Annotated in this window: 12 protein-coding genes and 1 tRNA gene; 5 read left to right on the plus strand and 8 right to left on the minus strand. The window is 48.1% G+C overall.

Going from position 1 to position 17,286, the window contains the following annotated elements; all coding sequences use genetic code 11:
* Window positions 1-4: 4 nt before the first annotated feature.
* From FHS60_RS03845 to FHS60_RS03855, 3 genes are all read right to left on the minus strand, one after another.
* The gene (locus FHS60_RS03845; RefSeq protein WP_183695265.1) at window positions 5-469 is read right to left on the minus strand and encodes a DUF1896 domain-containing protein; all 465 of its coding nucleotides are present in this window, start codon (window positions 467-469) and stop codon (window positions 5-7) included.
* Between the two features lie 33 nt (window positions 470-502).
* Window positions 503-1,729 carry a site-specific integrase gene (locus FHS60_RS03850; protein WP_070668451.1) on the minus strand — a complete coding sequence of 409 codons (1,227 nt, stop codon included), beginning with the start codon at window positions 1,727-1,729 and terminating at the stop codon, window positions 503-505.
* A 312-nt stretch (window positions 1,730-2,041) separates the two neighbouring features.
* Window positions 2,042-2,126 (minus strand) — tRNA-Ser (locus FHS60_RS03855).
* 336 nt (window positions 2,127-2,462) lie between these two features.
* Between FHS60_RS03855 and fldA the strand changes: the two genes are divergently transcribed.
* The 5 genes from fldA (at window position 2,463) to FHS60_RS03880 (ending at window position 9,886) form a co-directional block, all read left to right on the plus strand.
* Window positions 2,463-2,951: a flavodoxin FldA gene (gene fldA / locus FHS60_RS03860; RefSeq protein WP_183695268.1), complete on the plus strand. Its 489-nt coding sequence runs from the start codon at window positions 2,463-2,465 to the stop codon at window positions 2,949-2,951.
* Window positions 2,952-3,105: 154 nt separating this feature from the next.
* Window positions 3,106-3,429, plus strand: coding sequence for a cupin domain-containing protein (locus FHS60_RS03865; protein ID WP_183695271.1), 324 nt, complete (start codon window positions 3,106-3,108; stop codon window positions 3,427-3,429).
* A gap of 127 nt (window positions 3,430-3,556) precedes the next feature.
* Complete coding sequence (eno, locus tag FHS60_RS03870) at window positions 3,557-4,858, plus strand: phosphopyruvate hydratase (RefSeq protein ID WP_183695274.1); 1,302 nt, start codon at window positions 3,557-3,559, stop codon at window positions 4,856-4,858.
* Window positions 4,859-5,603: 745 nt separating this feature from the next.
* Window positions 5,604-8,309, plus strand: coding sequence for a SusC/RagA family TonB-linked outer membrane protein (locus tag FHS60_RS03875; RefSeq protein ID WP_244957423.1), 2,706 nt, complete (start codon window positions 5,604-5,606; stop codon window positions 8,307-8,309).
* Between the two features lie 2 nt (window positions 8,310-8,311).
* On the plus strand, window positions 8,312-9,886 hold the full coding sequence (locus FHS60_RS03880; protein ID WP_183695277.1) for a RagB/SusD family nutrient uptake outer membrane protein: 1,575 nt from the start codon (window positions 8,312-8,314) through the stop codon (window positions 9,884-9,886).
* A 237-nt stretch (window positions 9,887-10,123) separates the two neighbouring features.
* Here the strand turns inward: FHS60_RS03880 and FHS60_RS03885 are convergent, their stop codons facing one another.
* The 5 genes from FHS60_RS03885 to FHS60_RS03905 all read right to left on the minus strand — a co-directional run bounded on the left by FHS60_RS03885 (window position 10,124) and on the right by FHS60_RS03905 (window position 17,220).
* Window positions 10,124-11,134 (minus strand): alpha/beta hydrolase, encoded by a 1,011-nt coding sequence (locus FHS60_RS03885; protein ID WP_183695280.1) that lies wholly within the window; start codon window positions 11,132-11,134, stop codon window positions 10,124-10,126.
* 436 nt (window positions 11,135-11,570) lie between these two features.
* Window positions 11,571-13,082, minus strand: a complete 1,512-nt coding sequence (locus FHS60_RS03890) for a PepSY domain-containing protein (RefSeq protein WP_262886679.1) — start codon at window positions 13,080-13,082, stop codon at window positions 11,571-11,573.
* Between the two features lie 175 nt (window positions 13,083-13,257).
* Window positions 13,258-14,163, minus strand: coding sequence for a hypothetical protein (locus tag FHS60_RS03895; protein WP_183695286.1), 906 nt, complete (start codon window positions 14,161-14,163; stop codon window positions 13,258-13,260).
* A gap of 4 nt (window positions 14,164-14,167) precedes the next feature.
* Window positions 14,168-14,866 carry an HmuY family protein gene (locus FHS60_RS03900; RefSeq protein ID WP_183695289.1) on the minus strand — a complete coding sequence of 233 codons (699 nt, stop codon included), beginning with the start codon at window positions 14,864-14,866 and terminating at the stop codon, window positions 14,168-14,170.
* Window positions 14,863-17,220, minus strand: a complete 2,358-nt coding sequence (locus FHS60_RS03905) for a TonB-dependent receptor domain-containing protein (protein ID WP_183695292.1) — start codon at window positions 17,218-17,220, stop codon at window positions 14,863-14,865. The genes FHS60_RS03900 and FHS60_RS03905 overlap by 4 nt, the downstream gene beginning before the upstream one ends.
* Window positions 17,221-17,286 lie beyond the last annotated feature (66 nt).

Here is a 17,286-nt window from a genome sequence, read left to right on the forward strand (position 1 = left end):
TACATCAAGTCATGTTCTCACTATCGACTGTTGGCAGACCATTAACCTCGATAAGCAGAACGATTGTCCCTGTCAGTTCGGTGTAGAGTTTCTCATACTCAGGACTTGCGCCAAAATCGTCCGTGAGTTCATACTTGTCGAAAACGCTTTGCACAGCCTTGTTCTTCAGGAGTATCGGGGATAGTCTTTCGGGAAGAGGAGAAGGGAGTTCTTTTTCAAACTCATTCTCTAAAACTGAAACAAGGGTGTCGTACTTGGAAAAATGCAAACCTTGGTATAACACTTCGCTTGCCATTACCTCTGCCTCTGGGTGAGAGAATCCTTGTGCCATTGCATCACAGTAGGTAGTAAGGGCTTCATCGGCTCTTGCCGTTATGAATGGTTTGTCACTCAGCATTTCGGGGAAATGCTCACTGAGGTAGTTCTCTAACTTCAGACGGAAGTAGGATAGTTCTTTCTTAGTTGTCATAATCTTCTTGGTTTAGGGTTATACATTATTATATTATCGGATTCCCATTGCCTTGTTGAACTTACCGAGTTTGTCGGCAAGCTGTTCCATGTCATGCTCAATCTTCTTGTTGGTGATGCGAGCATAAATCTGTGTGGTCTTTATGTTGGTATGTCCCAGCATCTTCGACACACTTTCCATCGGAACGCCCTTACTCAAAGACATGGTGGCAAATGTATGCCGGGCAAGGTGAAAGGTCAGGTTCTTCTTGACACCGCAAAGGTCGGCTATTTCTTTCAAATACGCATTAGTCTTCTGATTCGTCAGTATGGGGAATAGTTTGCCGTCCCGATAGGTCTTTCCACTATACTTTGCAATGATGCGCTTCGGAATATCGAGAAGTAGGACATTTGTTTCCACGCTTGTTTTCTGCCTTTTGGTCATAATCCACTGCTTGTCATCGAGCGTGACGATGTTGTCCGGTGTGAGATTGGACACGTCAATGTATGCCAGCCCTGTAAAGCAAGAGAAGATGAAAACGTCCCTTACCAGTTCCAAACGCTGGATGCCGAAATCCTTGTTGGCTATCTTCATGATTTCTTCGTCCGTGAGGAAACCACGGTTTACCGGCTCCAAGTGGAAACGATGATTGAGAAAGGGGTCGTGAAGGAGATAGCCACGCTTTTGTGCATATATGGTTACGGTTTTGAGAGCCTTCATTTTCTTGACCGACGTATTGTAAGCGCAGCCTGCCACAGTACTCAGATATAACTCAAAGTCTTGTACCACGGATGGTGTGAATTCTGTCAGTCCTATATCCTTTCTTCCATATTTATGGATAAGGAACTCTGAGAAATGTCTTCTCAAAACACTGTACTTTTGCAGACTGTCTTTGCTGATGGTGTGTCCGACACGCTGCTTGATGTCTTCGTTGAACTTGTCGAATACCGGGAGGAAAGTTGTGTACTCCCTGTCTTTTCCTATAAAGAAAGAACGGATTTTCTCCAATGACAGGGACTCGTCATCCTCAAACTTGCGGTAAATTCCATTCAATGTAGTGGAAATAGAGTCCAATGCGGCATTGACGGACAAGCTTTCTGCCGTCCTACCTTTAAGCCGGCTTGTGGCATTATTCCACATTGTCTTATCCACGAAAATTTTCGTAGAGCCAAAATTTGCCATTTCTCCGTTAAGGAATACACGGAGCATTACAGGCGACTTTCCTTCTTTGTTCTCATAGTTTGAGCGTAGGTAGAAGGATACCTTGAAATTTGTTCTCATAATGCATCATTCTTTTGTGTAGCACTCGGCTGCAAAGTTAATATATAACATACTGAAACAGAAAGAATTGATGCCGTCAAAATGGTATTCAGAATTCCGTCACTGCTACATTTTTTATTGCTACAATTTTTGTGTAGCAGTTTATGTAGCAGAATTTGACCGAATAATGACTGTCAAAACATAGGGTTATGCCGTCAGGCGATAGAGGTATATACAAAGAAAAATCGTTGTAAAACCTTGATTTTACAACGATTAGCTAATTTTTGAAGGCTAAATTGACAACCTTTGTGAAGTCCTTTTGAAGCCTATTAGCGGAGAGAGAGGGATTCGAACCCCCGGTGCCTCTCAGCACGGCGGTTTTCAAGACCGCTGTAATCGACCACTCTACCATCTCTCCTTTCAGTCGCTTGACGCGATGGCTTTTAGTCGAAAAGCGGTGCAAAGATAAAGGTATTTTTGGATACAACAAAGGGAAAAGGCATTTATTTTATATTTTTTTGAAATTTAGTTGATTTGGCCCAAAATAGAACAGGGGACACTGATTCGCGCGCCAAAGCATGGGGATTTCATTTTCAAAGGTGTTGGGAGGTTTAAGGTGGAGGAAACAAGATAGGAGGAGTATTATACCGCGAAAGGGGTAGTTGAGACAGGAAAGGCTTTGCGTAATTTTGCAACCACCAAAAGAAATGAAAGTTTAGAAATATATTCATTAAAGAAAATAACAAAGAAAATTATGAAGAAGACATTAGTGGTGTTTGGTTCCAGCACCGGAACTCTCGAGGGCATTGCAGAAGACATTGCCAACAAGTTAGGAGCCGATGTTAAGAATGTATCAGAAGTGGATGCAGCTTTGCTCGAAGAATATGACAACCTGCTGCTTGGCTCTTCCACTTGGGGCGCTGGCGAAGTTCAGGACGACTGGTACGATGGCCTCGAAGTGCTGAAACAAGCCAATTTGGCAGATAAGACAATCGCTCTCTACGGCTGTGGCGACGCTGAAAGCTACGGCGACACCTTCTGTGGCGCACTGATCGAGCTCTACAATGCAGTGGCTAACAGTGGTGCTAAACTGGTGGGTGCTGTTGATGCTTCAACCTACAACTATGTAGATTCTGAGGCCGTTGTTGATGGTAAGTTCGTAGGCTTGGCTCTCGATATCAACGAGGACAACGACGAGCGCATCGCCAACTGGCTGGAGGAAATCAAGGGCCAATTGGCCTAATCTCTTCCCGAAGCTTAGCTGGGCACATTTGTTACCCGACCTAACAGCCCTTCCTGTTCGGCATTCCTTTTGTTCAAGGAGTTTGTCAGAAGGAAGATTCCGCTTGCGGAACGAATAAAGGGCTGGTCCCGTAACTCACAAACACATTTTTATTATGGCAAAGTTTGAAAAAGGTAAGATTTTCGTAGCAAACGATTTGGTAGACTATGCAGAAGGTGGCGTAGTAAGTAAGGAATTGGTACACAGCAATGCTGGCAGCGTAACACTGTTTAGTTTTGACGAAGGCCAAGGTCTCTCCGAACACCTCGCACCTTTCGATGCCTTCATCCAAGTGACTGATGGCGAGATGCTACTCAACGTTGAAGGCACGGACAATCGCATCAAAGCCGGCGAGAGCTTCATCATTCCCAGCGGGGCACGTCACAGCGTAAAAGCAGAACGCCCCTTCAAAATGATTATTACAATGATACGAGGGTAGACACGAGGGGGACGACAACAAGATACAAGGGACGAACGTTGGGGAGGAGCTTTCTCCTTCAGTCAGCATCTCGTACGAAGTAACTTGCAAAATCGTCTCCCGCCCCTTGTTAAAAACAAAAGAAACAATGAAAATTGAAAAAATCCACGCAAGAGAAATCCTCGACTCAAGAGGTAATCCCACGATAGAGGTAGAAGTGACACTCGAAAACGGTGTAATGGGTCGCGCCAGTGTTCCCTCTGGTGCTTCTACGGGTGAAAACGAAGCACTCGAACTTCGCGATGGCGACAAGGCTCGCTATGGCGGTAAGGGCGTTCTGAAGGCTGTTGAGAATGTCAATAACATCATTGCTCCCGCGCTTCGTGGCGACAATGTGCTCAATCAGCGCGCCATCGACTATAAGATGCTTGATCTCGACGGTACACCGACGAAGAGCAACCTGGGTGCTAATGCCATTTTGGGCGTGAGTTTGGCCGTGGCTCAAACGGCGGCCAAAGCACTGAATATGCCGCTCTATCGCTACATTGGTGGTACCAACACCTATGTACTCCCTGTTCCGATGATGAACATTATCAATGGTGGCGCTCATAGTGATGCTCCCATCGCCTTCCAAGAATTCATGATTCGCCCGGTAGGTGCAAGTTCTGAGAAGGAAGCTATCCGCATGGGCGCTGAAGTGTTCCACGCATTGCAGAAGGACCTCAAGAAGCGTGGCCTCTCCACGGCTGTGGGCGACGAAGGTGGTTTCGCACCAGCTCTCGACGGCATTGAAGACGCCCTGCAGAGCATTGTCGACGCCATTCGCAACGCCGGCTACGAACCAGGCAAGGACATCCGCATCGCTATGGACTGCGCAGCGAGCGAGTTTGCCTCTGTTCGCGATGGTAAGTACTATTACAACTACAAGCAACTTTCTAACGGTATGCCCAAAGACCCGAACGGCAAGGAACTTTCCGATGACGAACAGATTGCTTATCTCGAAGAACTCATCACCAAGTATCCTATCGACTCTATTGAGGACGGTCTGGATCAGAACGACTGGGAAGGCTGGAAGAAGCTCACTGCTGCCATTGGCAACCGCTGCCAGCTTGTGGGCGATGACCTCTTCGTCACCAACACACGTTTCTTGAAGAAGGGTATCGAACTCGGCGCGGGTAACTCTATCCTGATCAAGGTCAACCAGATTGGTTCGCTCACCGAAACCCTCGAAGCCATCGAGATGGCCCATCGCCACGGCTACACTTCCGTAACTTCTCACCGCTCGGGCGAGACGGAGGACACAACGATTGCCGACATCGCTGTGGCTACCAACTCTGGACAGATTAAAACAGGTAGTATGAGTCGCACCGATCGTATGGCTAAATACAACCAGCTCATTCGCATCGAAGAGGAACTGGGAGCCTGCGCACGATATGGCTATGAGGCTTAAAATTTGGACAATTTAGATGGGCACTACTGCCCGTTCTAAAAAATACTCAAAACGAGGTACAAGAAAACGAAGGGCTTTCTCTCTCCACTTGTACCTCGTTTTTCTTTATTCCGTTCATTTATGGGGAAAAATCCTGGAGAGGGAAAAAGTATATTATATATATCATCGTCCATATCCTTATTGTGTTTGAGAATACAATAAGGCTGTCAGCTGACACCCTTATTGCGTCAGCCGACGCCCTTATTGTAGCGGAGCAAATAATAAGGAAGACTGAAACGAAGAGGAAACTTGCTCCTCCTCCTGTTTTGTTTTCGTGTTGTCACGTCGTCACGTTGTCACGTTTTTGCTATAACGGATTGGAAATGTGCGTATTGTGCGCGTGACAACAGTGTGACAACAAAATCAATGGCGAAATTCATTGTCACGCACTTAAACAATTATATATCAGCGTGTTTACTTCATAGTGACAACGTGACAACATGACAACGAAATCGAGCAGTTTCTCTGGTGGAAGAGAGAGAGCTTATATCCTTCAACTCATTCTGTGCAACATCCCCTTTCCATGAAAGGACTCGGACCTATAATATCTCGCACTACTATTTTTAGTTTCTCTTTATTTGCACATTGACTAAGGCTTCTGTGTATTTTGTTGAGAAATTTCGTATTTTCGCAAAAGAAAGGATATAGACGAGAAAACAGTCGGTCTCTTCAGGATAGTTTGTAACCCCTCTAAAAACAGGAACGCATGAAAAGGAAGTTGTTGTTTTTGTTATTGATGTCGGAAATGTTAGGAGTCTCTGCCGTGGCACAGACCACCATTCCGCAGTTGTACACAGATAGTATATTGTTCGGTCAGAAAGGTTCGGCAGATGTCATCACCCGCGACCGCATGAACAAAGGCTTAGTGGGTACTCCGCTGGAGGCACTCAGTGGGCAGGCGGCAGGTGTGAATATTGCCTCGAGCGGTGCTGACCGCATGGCAATGCTCTCCTCGGTACGCGTGCGCGGTACTACTTCTCTAACGGGAGGTAACGATCCCTTGGTGATTATCGATGGGGTATATAGCGACCTCTCCGCGCTCAATAGTATCTTCCCCGCCGATATTGAGAGTTTCGCCATCTTGAAAAACGCAGCAGAGACCGCCCCCTACGGTTCGCGCGGAGCTTCGGGCGTCATACAGGTGACGACGAAGAAAGGCGCGGGCAATCATTTCCATATCTCCTACGATACCAATCTGGGACTGGAATCCGTCTATAAAACCCTTCCGATGCTCACAGCCGCGCAGTATCGGAGCGAAGTGGCACGCCTCGGACTGACAATTCCAGACGGTGGATTCAACACCGACTTTCAGCGCGCCATCACGCGCACAGGTTTTATCCAAAATCATCATTTAGCGTTCAGTGGGGGCAGTGAGAATTCCAACTATCGAGCCTCCTTGGCGCGCATGGACCATAATTCTATCATTCGCCTTCATGGCAGCAACAATTTTGCCGCAAAGGTCGATTTGATGCAACGCGCCTTCGATGGATTGCTACAAATCGACATGGGACTCTTCGGCACCTCGATGCAGAAGGACAATATCTTTGACGTGCAAAAACTCTTCTACTCCACAGCCGCGCAGAATCCCACCCTCGACTATGCCCCTAAGGCTTCAGGCGGTTGGGATCGCAATTCGCAAGCCTCACAAATCGTACCGCCAGGCGCGCTCCTTAATGAACAAGACAAGGATAAGCTCCTGAATTTTAACACCCATCTCCGACTGACAGCGCGCCTGTCGAAAGATGTGAGCCTCTCGGCTTTTGGCTCTTATTCCTACAACTCCTCTTCCAACGGGCAGTATCTCCCCACCTGGTTGTGGGCACAAGGGCAGGCCTATCGCTCCGAACTCAAGAGCGAAGACTGGTTGGGCAATCTGGAAGCGCGTTGGAGTCACACCTTTGGCCGTCATGCACTGAGTGCGCTCTTCTTTGCCGAATTGCAAAAACTCGAACAGCGTGATTTCTACACCACCGTGAAAGGCTTCACCAGTAACGAATTCGGTTTCGACAATCTGGCAGCTGGCAGTCTGCGCCCCTATGGCGGCACAGGCAGTAGCTATGAAAATACAAATACCACCTCCTTTATGGCACAAGCCGAATATGGATACCGCGATTTGTTCACGCTGACGGGCAACATCCGTGCCGACGGTTCTTCCATTTTTGGTTCGGGCAACAAATGGGGCTTCTTCCCCTCCGTGTCGGCAACGTGGGACGTGCTCAATACGCTTCCCCAAATGCGCACAGCGTGGTTCAATACGTTCAAACTGCGCTCCGGCTATGGTCTTTCGGGCAATACGGGCGGCATACGCTCCTATAATTCGCTCCTCCTGCTCAATCCCGTTGGGGTGATTTCTTGGAAAGGCACACCCGCCACCACGTTTGGCATCCTCTCCAATGCCAACCCCGATTTGAAGTGGGAAACGCGCAGTTCCTTCAATGTGGGAGCTGATATGGGCTTTTGGAAAAACCGCGTGGTGCTGACGGCGGAGTACTACTACTCTCGTACGCGTGATATGCTCTATATGTACGATGTGCCCGTACCTCCTTTCGTTTATCCGCAAATGCTGGCGAATCTTGGCTCTATGAGCAATAGCGGTTTTGAATTTGGGCTTGGCGTCACCCCTTTGCAGCGCAAGGATATGGAACTGAACATCAATGTCAACGTGTCGTTCCAGAAAAACAAACTCCTATCGCTGAGTGGAAACTATCAAGGACGCTATTTGTCGGCCTCTACGGTGACGCCCATTGGAGGCTTGAACGGTGCCGGCTTCCACGGTGGCGACAACAATATTGTTTATCAAATTATCGGACAACCCTTGGGTGTTTTCTATCTGCCCCATTGTAAAGGTCTTGTGAAGCGCGCTGATGGTAGTTATGCTTATGATATCGCCGACTTAAATAAGGATGGAAAAATAGACCTTTCCGACAGCGGCGACCGCTACATTGCTGGACAAGCCACGCCAAAGATGACGCTCGGCTCGAACATTAGTTTCCGCTACAAAAACTTCGATGTGGCGCTGCAAATGAATGGCGCGTTCGGGCATAAGATATACAACGGCACAGCGCTGACCTACATGAACATGACCAGCTTCCCTTACTACAACGTGATGGCGAAAGCGCCTGCGGCCAACATTACCGACCAGATAGCTTCCGACTACTGGTTGGAGAGCGGAAACTATCTCAATTTCGACTACCTGACGGTGGGGTGGAACATCCCCGTGCAGCAGTGGTCGCGCTATATCAGCAGTTTGCGCATCTCTATGTCGGTGAACAATCTCGCCACGATAACGAGCTACAGCGGACTGACGCCCATGATCAATAGCTATGCCGTCAATAGCACTATCGGCATTGACGACAAACGCACTTATCCCATTTATCGCACCTATAGTTTCGGACTTTCAATACAGTTCTGATTATGAAGAAATCGCTCTTTACCATAGCACTTTGCCTGCTGCTGACGGGATGCCTCAGTGAAGATCCCAAAGGGCAGCTGACAGAAAAGGATGCTTACGCCACGGCTGCTGGCGTGGAGCTTCATCTTGTGAACAATTTGTACAACTATATCGGAGGAAACCAAGATAGTCAGGGATTGATGGGGACGCCGCGCGGCGTTTACGACTTCAATTCGCTGACGACGGACGAACAAATGCTACCCATTCGCGGCGGCGACTGGTATGATGGTGGTTTCTGGCAACGTCTGCACACCCACCAGTGGACAGATTCGGAAGAGCCGCTGCAAAACACTTGGAATTATCTTTACAAGGTGGTCATGCTCTGCAATCGTTCGCTTTATAAAATAGACCGCAATCGCAATGTGCTGACATCTGCGCAGTATGAGAGCTATACGGCGGAGGTGCGCGCCATTCGGGCAATGTACTATTTCTACATTATGGACCTCTTCGGACGTGTACCACTTGTGACCAGCTATTCCGAAACTCCTGAAACAACGGGGCAAACAGAGCGCAGCGCAACTTACGCCTTTATCCTGAACGAGCTCAATGCTGCTCTGCCCAATCTCTCTATGGAGCGGAGCAACTATGTGGGGGCAAACTATGGGCGAGTGACGAAGCCTGTGGTGTGGTTCCTTTTGGCAAAACTCTATCTCAATGCGGAAATTTATGCCGACGACGATTGGACGGATGCGCATCGCCCTTCGGGGAGTGGTTTGTTCTTCCAGGTTGATGGGCATAAACTGAATGCTTGGCAGGCTGCTATAGCTTATTGCGAGAAACTCACGGCGGCGGGCTATGGTCTTGAAGCCGATCCAGCGAAGAACTTCTCCGTTCAGAACGAAACTTCAGCTGAAAACATTTTTGTCATTCCGATGGACAAGCTTCTTTATGCCAATCAGTTCCTTTATCTCTTCCGCAGTCGCCACTATGCCCACGGTTCAGCCCTTGGTATGGATGCCGAAAACGGTACATCGGCCACTCTCTCCACCGTTCGTGCTTTCGGCTACGGAACGGAGAATCTCGACACGCGTTGGGCGATGGATTTCTTTGCCGATACGGTCAGTGTGGACGGCAAGGTGGTAATGCTCGACAATGGCAAACCGCTTGTTTACAATCCGCTTGAAGTGCGCGACAACCTCACGGGATCTCCTTACGAACAAACAGCGGGTGCACGCATGAAGAAATATGAAGTGGATCGCCAGGCTTATTCCGATGGGAGATTACAGAATAACGACATTGTGCTCTATCGTTATGCCGACGTGCTACTCATGCAGGCCGAAGCCCTTGTGCGCAATGGCGATGATGGCTCAGCCCCCTTTGATGCCGTCCGCGCCCGCGCAGGAATGCCCCTCCGCTCGTGTACGCTGACAAATCTGCTCACCGAGCGACTTCTCGAACTCATGTGGGAAGGTTGGCGCCGCAACGATCTCGTTCGCTTTGGCGAGTTCGATACCAATGCCTATCTCACTGTCTTCCCCATCCCTCAAAACGTGCTCGACCTTAACGGAAAATTGACACAGAACAAGGGGTATAAATAGCGGCAGGTACACCCTCTGCAACACAATATAGAAAAGCATCTGTAAGTCTATGTTCTAACATAGCATTTGCAGATGCTTTTTTCAACGGCTGTATTCGCCTTTTTCTGACTCTTTTTCTTTTTTCGGACACATTTTTTGAAGAGTTAGAAAAGAGGGTGATAGCCAAGTGTTTTCCTACAATCTCTCAGGATTTTATATGTGGTAACATATAAAAAGAGCGTTGTTGAAATTCTTTTTCTATTGGATGTCGTTTAGGAAATTACTGACGGTTTTGACTGCTTCGGCAAATGCTGTGGGCTGTCCAGAGACGGTTATGAACAGATGCGAAGCGGTTGGGTAGATATGATAGGTTACGGGGCGGTTCAGTTTTTGTAACCGTTTGACAAAGTCGGCAGTCTGATCCAGCAGAATATCGTGACCAGCAGAGATAAAGAGTGCTGGCGGCAAAGCCTTCAATGCTTTGTCGCTACATAAACCTACTGACACAAGCGGATTCTTTTCGTTGTGATGGGCATAAGCCTCGTTGAATGCCTCAAGTAGTTCTGCATCATTTCCATACCCTTTCGCATACTTTTCCCACGAAGCCGTCTGCTCTGTAAAGAGTTTTGTGACAGGATAGATAGAAATGACTTTGAAGATATTGGGAACAGACATGGTTGTTGCCAATGCCAAATTCCCTCCTGCACTATCTCCTCCAATCGAGATCTGTGTAGAGTCGCAGTTCCACTCCTCCGCATGAGCTTTCAGAAAGGAAATGGCTCGCTGACAATCTTCGAGTGGAGCGGGGAAAGGATGAGTCGGTGCGAGGCGATAGTTGAGCGCGGCCACAACACAATCTGCCTCCAAGGCAACAGCAGCGCAGAAACGGGCGCAACTGTTGATGCTGCCAAAACACCATCCGCCGCCATGCAGATAGAGCAGTATGGGGCGTTTGCGCGTTGAGGCTTTCTTCGGAGAGAATAAACAGATGTTAGGTGAAGGGTAAAACGTTTTGACATTTTCCGGTAGTGTCGGTGCTTGATTCCTGCTCTCTCTTATTTTTTGTAAGTTCGAATCGTTGCCTTGCATGGCAGCACGAACAGCAAGCATCTGCGTGTGTTGCAATCCTGGTTTCATCTTTGCCAGAAAGGCCTGTTCTTCAAGCAGCATCTTTTGTTGCAGCACAGAATCTGGGTATATGGAATGGGCCGTTAGTGAGGATAACGCCATGAGTGCGGAAGAGATATATTTAAGAGAACGTAGTTTCATTGGTCAAAGTTTTATGCTTTTATATTTACCTTTATTTTGCTTTTGTGCGAAGTTAGAGCTTATATTCGTTTTCGGCAACGGCTGTTCACTAAAATAAGGTTTTATGGGAGAAAAAAGCAAGTTCGTATGGAGAGAATCACGGGGACAGAAGCATATATTTGGCAGAGAAAACATCTGTATGTAACCTCTTTGCTCCCACTAAAAAGAGGGAAATTCCTCAAAAGGCTTCATTTTGAAACTTTTCTGGAGATGTTGTACAAGTGCTATATATGTACTCGTAAATATCCTTATTGAATTTGAGAATACAATAAGGCTGTCAGCTGACGCAATAAGGCTGTCAGCTGACGCCCTTATTGTATTTTTACAGAATTGTCCTTCCCCTCACTGCGGGTAGTGAGGAGGGAAGGACAATTATTGTAGGTGGAGATATATGGGATTAGTGTTTTGTCCGATGATTATTGTAGCGAATTTTCCAACCTGTCCAAATGCACCAAGCGAGGGCCAGACCTATGAGGAAAATGTATAAAAGAGTGCCTTTGCCTAAGAAGGTGTAGATGCGGCCAGTGTGGATTTCTATGCAGACATTGCGCAGCGACATGGGGAGGGAAGCCATGCGAGGCGGCATGGGGAGGGCGGGAGTGCCGTGATAGTAGTCGACAACGATGGGAGATTTGCTGAAGTGAGAGGTGAACCCCGCCACGGCATTTTTCCCAAGGGGGATTCCGCGAATGGGTTCGGCGGGGCGCCCCGTGAAATAATCGGTCACAGTGCCCTGTTTTCTGTTCCAGCGAAACATACCATAGAAAGAGCCGATGAGCCACTGCCCCTGGCTGTCCTTCTCCTGCGCGTTGATGCCCATAACGCTCACGGGCGGTTGCGTTGTCAGAGCTTGCGGTTGTGCGTGTAAATCCTTGAGAGAAAAGAAGCCTTCAGAGGAATAGAGCAACCATTCCTGCTCATCAGCATCGTAGCGCAGCGTGCGGAGTTTTTCGTGCCAAGGATTGTTGCTATCCATGGTGGTGAAGGGGATGGGAGGGATTTTTCCCGAAGCAATAGCTATGAGTGCTGGTGGGCGCAACATCCATCCCGTGATGCAAAGAAAAAGCGTCAGGGCAATGGTGAGTTTTCCAATGTGGTTGTGCCATGCCGAAAGTTTGCGCCGAAGCAAGCGCCCTCTTTCTTTGCTCAAATGGGGGAGAAACCAGTACACAACGCCCGTTAGCGTTAAGAAAATGAGGACGATTGCGATACTATCAACGAGGAGTACGCCCACGATTCCGAAAAGCTCCCCACTGTGTAAGAACCAGATGGTGCGAAATAGCGATACTTTACCTTCGTCGTTAGCTGCTTTCGTCAGACTGATGCGGGCGAAGTTCGCGTAAGGAGGGCGAGCCAGGAAGATGTGCGAGCGACCCGTCACGATGAGGCTGTCGCCCTGTGTGGTGATGTCGCTCAGCTTTTCGTCCTCTTCCCGAGGCAGAGCCTCTTCGCTCCATTGCCCATTGGGCTGCAAACGATAGAGCCCATACTGCCCCAGCGCAAAGACTTCGCCAGCGGGCGTAGTGACCATTCCGCGAATTTGGCGGAAGTCGGCTCCGTGGGGTAGTCCTTGGTTGAAATCGGTGACAGACGCTGCCGTGCTATCCGTTAGCCAAATGCCGCTATTGCCATAGATAAGCACCTGCTGTTGCCAGCGTATAGTTCCGCGCAGGAGTCCGCCGTTCCACTGTTTGTAGCGATAGTCGGAAGGAAGTGCGGAGCGACTGATATTGACATTTGAGAAAAGTTCAGCATGGTTCAACACCAGTCCCGACACGCAGAACATGATGATGAAGAAACCCAATATCAGTCCGAACCATTTGTGGTGCTTGCGCCAAGCAGCCTTTTTCATTTCTTTTCTTCTTTTTTGTAAGTGATCACAGAGATATGAATCTTCTGCTTTATCCAGAGGTAGAGAAGCAGAGAAGAGGAGGAGAAGGATGCGCAATGAGGAAAGAAAAATTGTACACCTATGTACAACCAGCTGTACATAGGTGTACAATTCACTTTTTACTCATTAAAAGCTTACATCCTCTTTGCAGTTTATGCTCTCCTTTAGCTGAGAGAGCAGAGAAGCGTACCTCTTAATTTTCTTTTTCTGCTGAAGTTTGAGGAGCGTTAGTGCGTTTCTTCACAGCACCTTTTCGCCAGAGATAGATACCTAAGGCGATGAAAACAACGAGGATGCTACTCATCTCGAAAGCATACTTATCGGGCTCTACCCAAAATTCGTGGAAGAAATTTATACGTCCCAAAATCTCTACGGGCGTCCAGAAGATGATGACCGTAGCGATGGACATACGGATATTAGCTCCCCAAGAAGCCAACTTGAGTTGATTCTTAAACATGAAGATGGAACCGATAAAGCAACCTATTCCCACGAGGAACGTGATGGGGTGGTGATCGCCGAGAAAGTTCTTATCGTAGCAGAACATCAAGAGCAAGTAGAGCGCCCAAAGAATCATGTTGATTTCCATAAAGGTGACGATACTTGTGTGGCGCGTCATGGGTTGCGTGACGATAACCTTTCGTTTGTCCTTGAAACATACTTTCTGAATCCATGTGATGAAGTCGCAACCGTTGCGCGTGCTGAAGACGTACATCACCATCATCATCATCCACATACCAAAGGAAGCAGGCAAGATGAGGTATTCCGGCTTTGTCACAACTACTCCATTCTCGATTTCAGGATTCACGCCGTGGCGGCGCGCGTAGTAGAGGAAAAGAAACTCTACCCAACCTGTCCAGAACAGTAATCCGCCGATGAGTCCCCAAAGCGTTTGACGCGTGTCGCCTTTGACAAAGACGCCTATGATGACCATGCACAAACCCACAAAGCCCAGCATGAAACCCGCAACATGCATTGCGCCTTCGCTCATAAACTTCTCCATCAAAATCATCAAACCATGTCCCAGTGGCATAGAGAAGAGAACGAGGAGAAAGGAAGCGATGGTTCTCCCCCAATAATTCTTTTTTACTTTCGTTTCCATGTTCTTATTTTAATTCATCACAATAATAACTTATTTGCCCTCCTGTATCGCCAATTTTAATGTTGGCTTTGTACCAACTGATGAGTTGCAATTTGAAATAACGTTTTCCGTCGGCAGTTCTCACAATGTAAGTGTGGAAAGACGGCGTATAAACAGGTGGAGGCCCTGTAAAGGTCATTGCCTTTGCCAAAATGGGGTTGGCATCTGTTAGCGTCGTAGCTGGGCCATTGTTGGGGTCGAACCAAGGGTTTTCTTCAAAGTTGAGATGGTTAGCGATGAGATATCTGTTCCAATCCTTGCGCGACATGGTGATAGAAACCGTGTGGTCGTCTACTGCCCATTGCAAGTCAGAAGGGAGTTGCGACACAGAAGTCCATTTCTCATACTGTCCCTTGCCCAAATCGGCCGCAGCCCCTAGTCCGTTGCCCGAAGTGCCACTATTGGTGCGCAAGCGGTAGCCGCAGAAGGCGATGTCCCAGTCGAGCCGGTTTTTCTGTTCTCCCTCGGCAATATCTTCGTTCACCTTATTGCGGTTGAACATTTGCCCTGTGCGCAGGTTGATATAGAGCCAATCATTGGTGACGCCTGTGGAGTAGCCTGTAGTTCGTGGAAGCTCTTTCCCCGTGAAAGGTTGAGCATCGTAGTCCACGCAGGAGGTAAGCAGAGCGGCCGCTGCCATTATGGTAAATAGAAAATGTCTCATTTCTTACGTTTTAATGATTTTACAATATCGTCGACGAGAAATTCCAACTGCATATATCCTCTTGCTCCGCAGGTGGCAGGTACGTTGAACATGGTGATACCTGAGCCCAAGGTGTGAGGTACATGGTTGAAGATATTATCAACACCCAGCGTCACTTTCACCTTGTTGTAGAAAGTTTGCACCACAGCCAAGTTGCACAAAACATAGGCGGGGAGCGTACAACGGAAATATGCATCGTAGCTCTTCTTGTGTTCCTCCACCCACACGCGATCTTGCACGTCGAATTTCTTTTCGCCCATGAGCGAAGCACTGAAGATGGTTTTCAGACGATAGTTGGGGCGACTGAAAACATAGTCGAGACTACCCGTTGCAGCATGGGGCGAAGTGGTATTTACCTGAATGCCATTCTGCTTGCTCACATTCACATAGCTATATGTGGCGTTGAGCGTGAAGTTGTCCGTCATGCGCCATTTCAGAAGTGCTTCAACGCCCAACATACGCTGACTGCTGAGGTTGATGTATTCGAAGTTGTACTGCATATCATAGATGTGCCAGATACCTTCTATCTTTTTGCGGAAGAAATTCCCGTAAGCGTTCACGTTGATGAAAAAGCGATCTTTGCTGTATTCTGCACCAATGGAGAAATAGTTGTTCTTTTCTGGTTTGAGCTCCTCACTACCTCTGATTTGGAACATACCCAAGTGGTCCCAGTTGAAGAAGAGTTCTTTGATGCTCGGTGCGCGATATCCCATAGAATAGTTGGCGCGGATAGCCCAATGGTTGTCGGGGGAGAACTTCACCGCAATTTTCGGCATCCACATGAAGCCGAACGCTTTGGAGAAGTTGGTGCGCACGCCCGTGGAAAGCATCCAATGGTCGTTGGGTGTCCACTCGTCCTGCAAGAAGTATTCTGTTTCGTGGAGCGAGCGGGTGGTCATCTTGCGATTAACAAAGCGGTCGCTTGTGAGGTCGTCCGTAGTGTGTTCCACGCCGAAGATCATGCTGTGTCCGGCAAAGTAGGTGCTTGTTAGCGTGAGGCGCGGTTCGAGGATACGACTTTTGTAGACTTTCTTTCGTTCGTCGATACGCTCATGACGCTTAAAGCGGTCGTAGAAATCGCCGTGCAAACTTAGGTTCACAGAGAACCAATTCTTCACGTCGTATCTTGCTTTCATTCCTGCCATAAAGTCGCGACTCTGCGAGAAGGTCATGTCCTGAATCAAATCGTAGGAGTTGAGGAAAAACATAGAGCCATACACCTGCAAGGAGAGCTTGTCGCTGGGTTCGTAGTAGAACTTCTGCGCCACAGAGATGTGCTCCGTACCTTCAATACCCATGGGCGAACGTTCGGCCGCACCTGTCAGTGTGATATCGTGGGGGAGGAATGGGTTGGCCTCTTTTGTGTACACTTTTTTGTCGTGTTCCGACTGGTACATATAGAACGCATCGCTTTCGCTGTACAACACATCCGTTTGTGAGGTGAATGCTCCCTGCTTCATACCTGCCGAAACCCACGCTTGCAGGTTAGGGCGGTCGCTGTTTTTCTCAAACATATAGAGGAAGTCCTTGGGCTGAGGATTCTTGTAGTTGCGCTCATTCCTTTGTGCCCATCTCATACCCGCCTGAATATCGAGCGGTTTTGTGGCCTTTTTAGAAATGAGGTTGATCACCGCGCCCGAAGCACGGCTTCCATAGAGCGTGCTGCTCGCACCCTTTACAATCTCTACGCGATCGATGGCGTGGAGGTTGAAGCGTTCGTAGTCGAGGTTGCCCGCCATATCGCCCGTCATGCGCTCGCCGTCTTGGAGGAACAGGACATGGCGCGCATCGAGTCCCTGCATAGAGATTTCGTTGCCGAAGCCCACTTTCTGGATGTTCATGCCCGGTGTTTCTTGTTGCAAGGCGTGTTGTAAATCGCTATATCCAGCATCGACAAGCGCCTTACCGCCCAAAACCTGTGTGGTGATGGGTGAGAGTTTCACGGGGCGTTCTGTTCTGGAGCCTGTGACTACTGCTCCGTTGATATACATCACGTCCTCGCTCATCTCCACCTTCAGTTCTTTTTCTGCGAGTGGGAGAATGTCTGTGATAGGAACATAACCTGTTACACTTATCTTATAAAAATAGTGGGCTATATCTTCTTTTTCCAAAATGAGAAGAGCCTTACCATCAGTGTCTGTGACTGCTTTTATAGCATGAGTAAGTTCTTTGTTGGTAGAAAAGCTCACCAGTGCACCCACTAAGGGATGTTGTGTTCCTTTCTCCACCACAGTCACCTTCACTTTGTGCTCTGCCAAAACATTTATGGAGCAGGCAAAGCAGAAGAGAATAAGTAGTATGATTTTCTTTTGCATAATCGTTCTTCTTCACAAAAAGGGGAGTGAAAATTATTTATTCCCACTACCCTTCATGACATTTCT

The sequence above is a fragment of the Alloprevotella rava genome, assembly GCF_014195585.1.
Classification (GTDB): Bacteria; Bacteroidota; Bacteroidia; order Bacteroidales; family Bacteroidaceae; genus Alloprevotella; species Alloprevotella rava.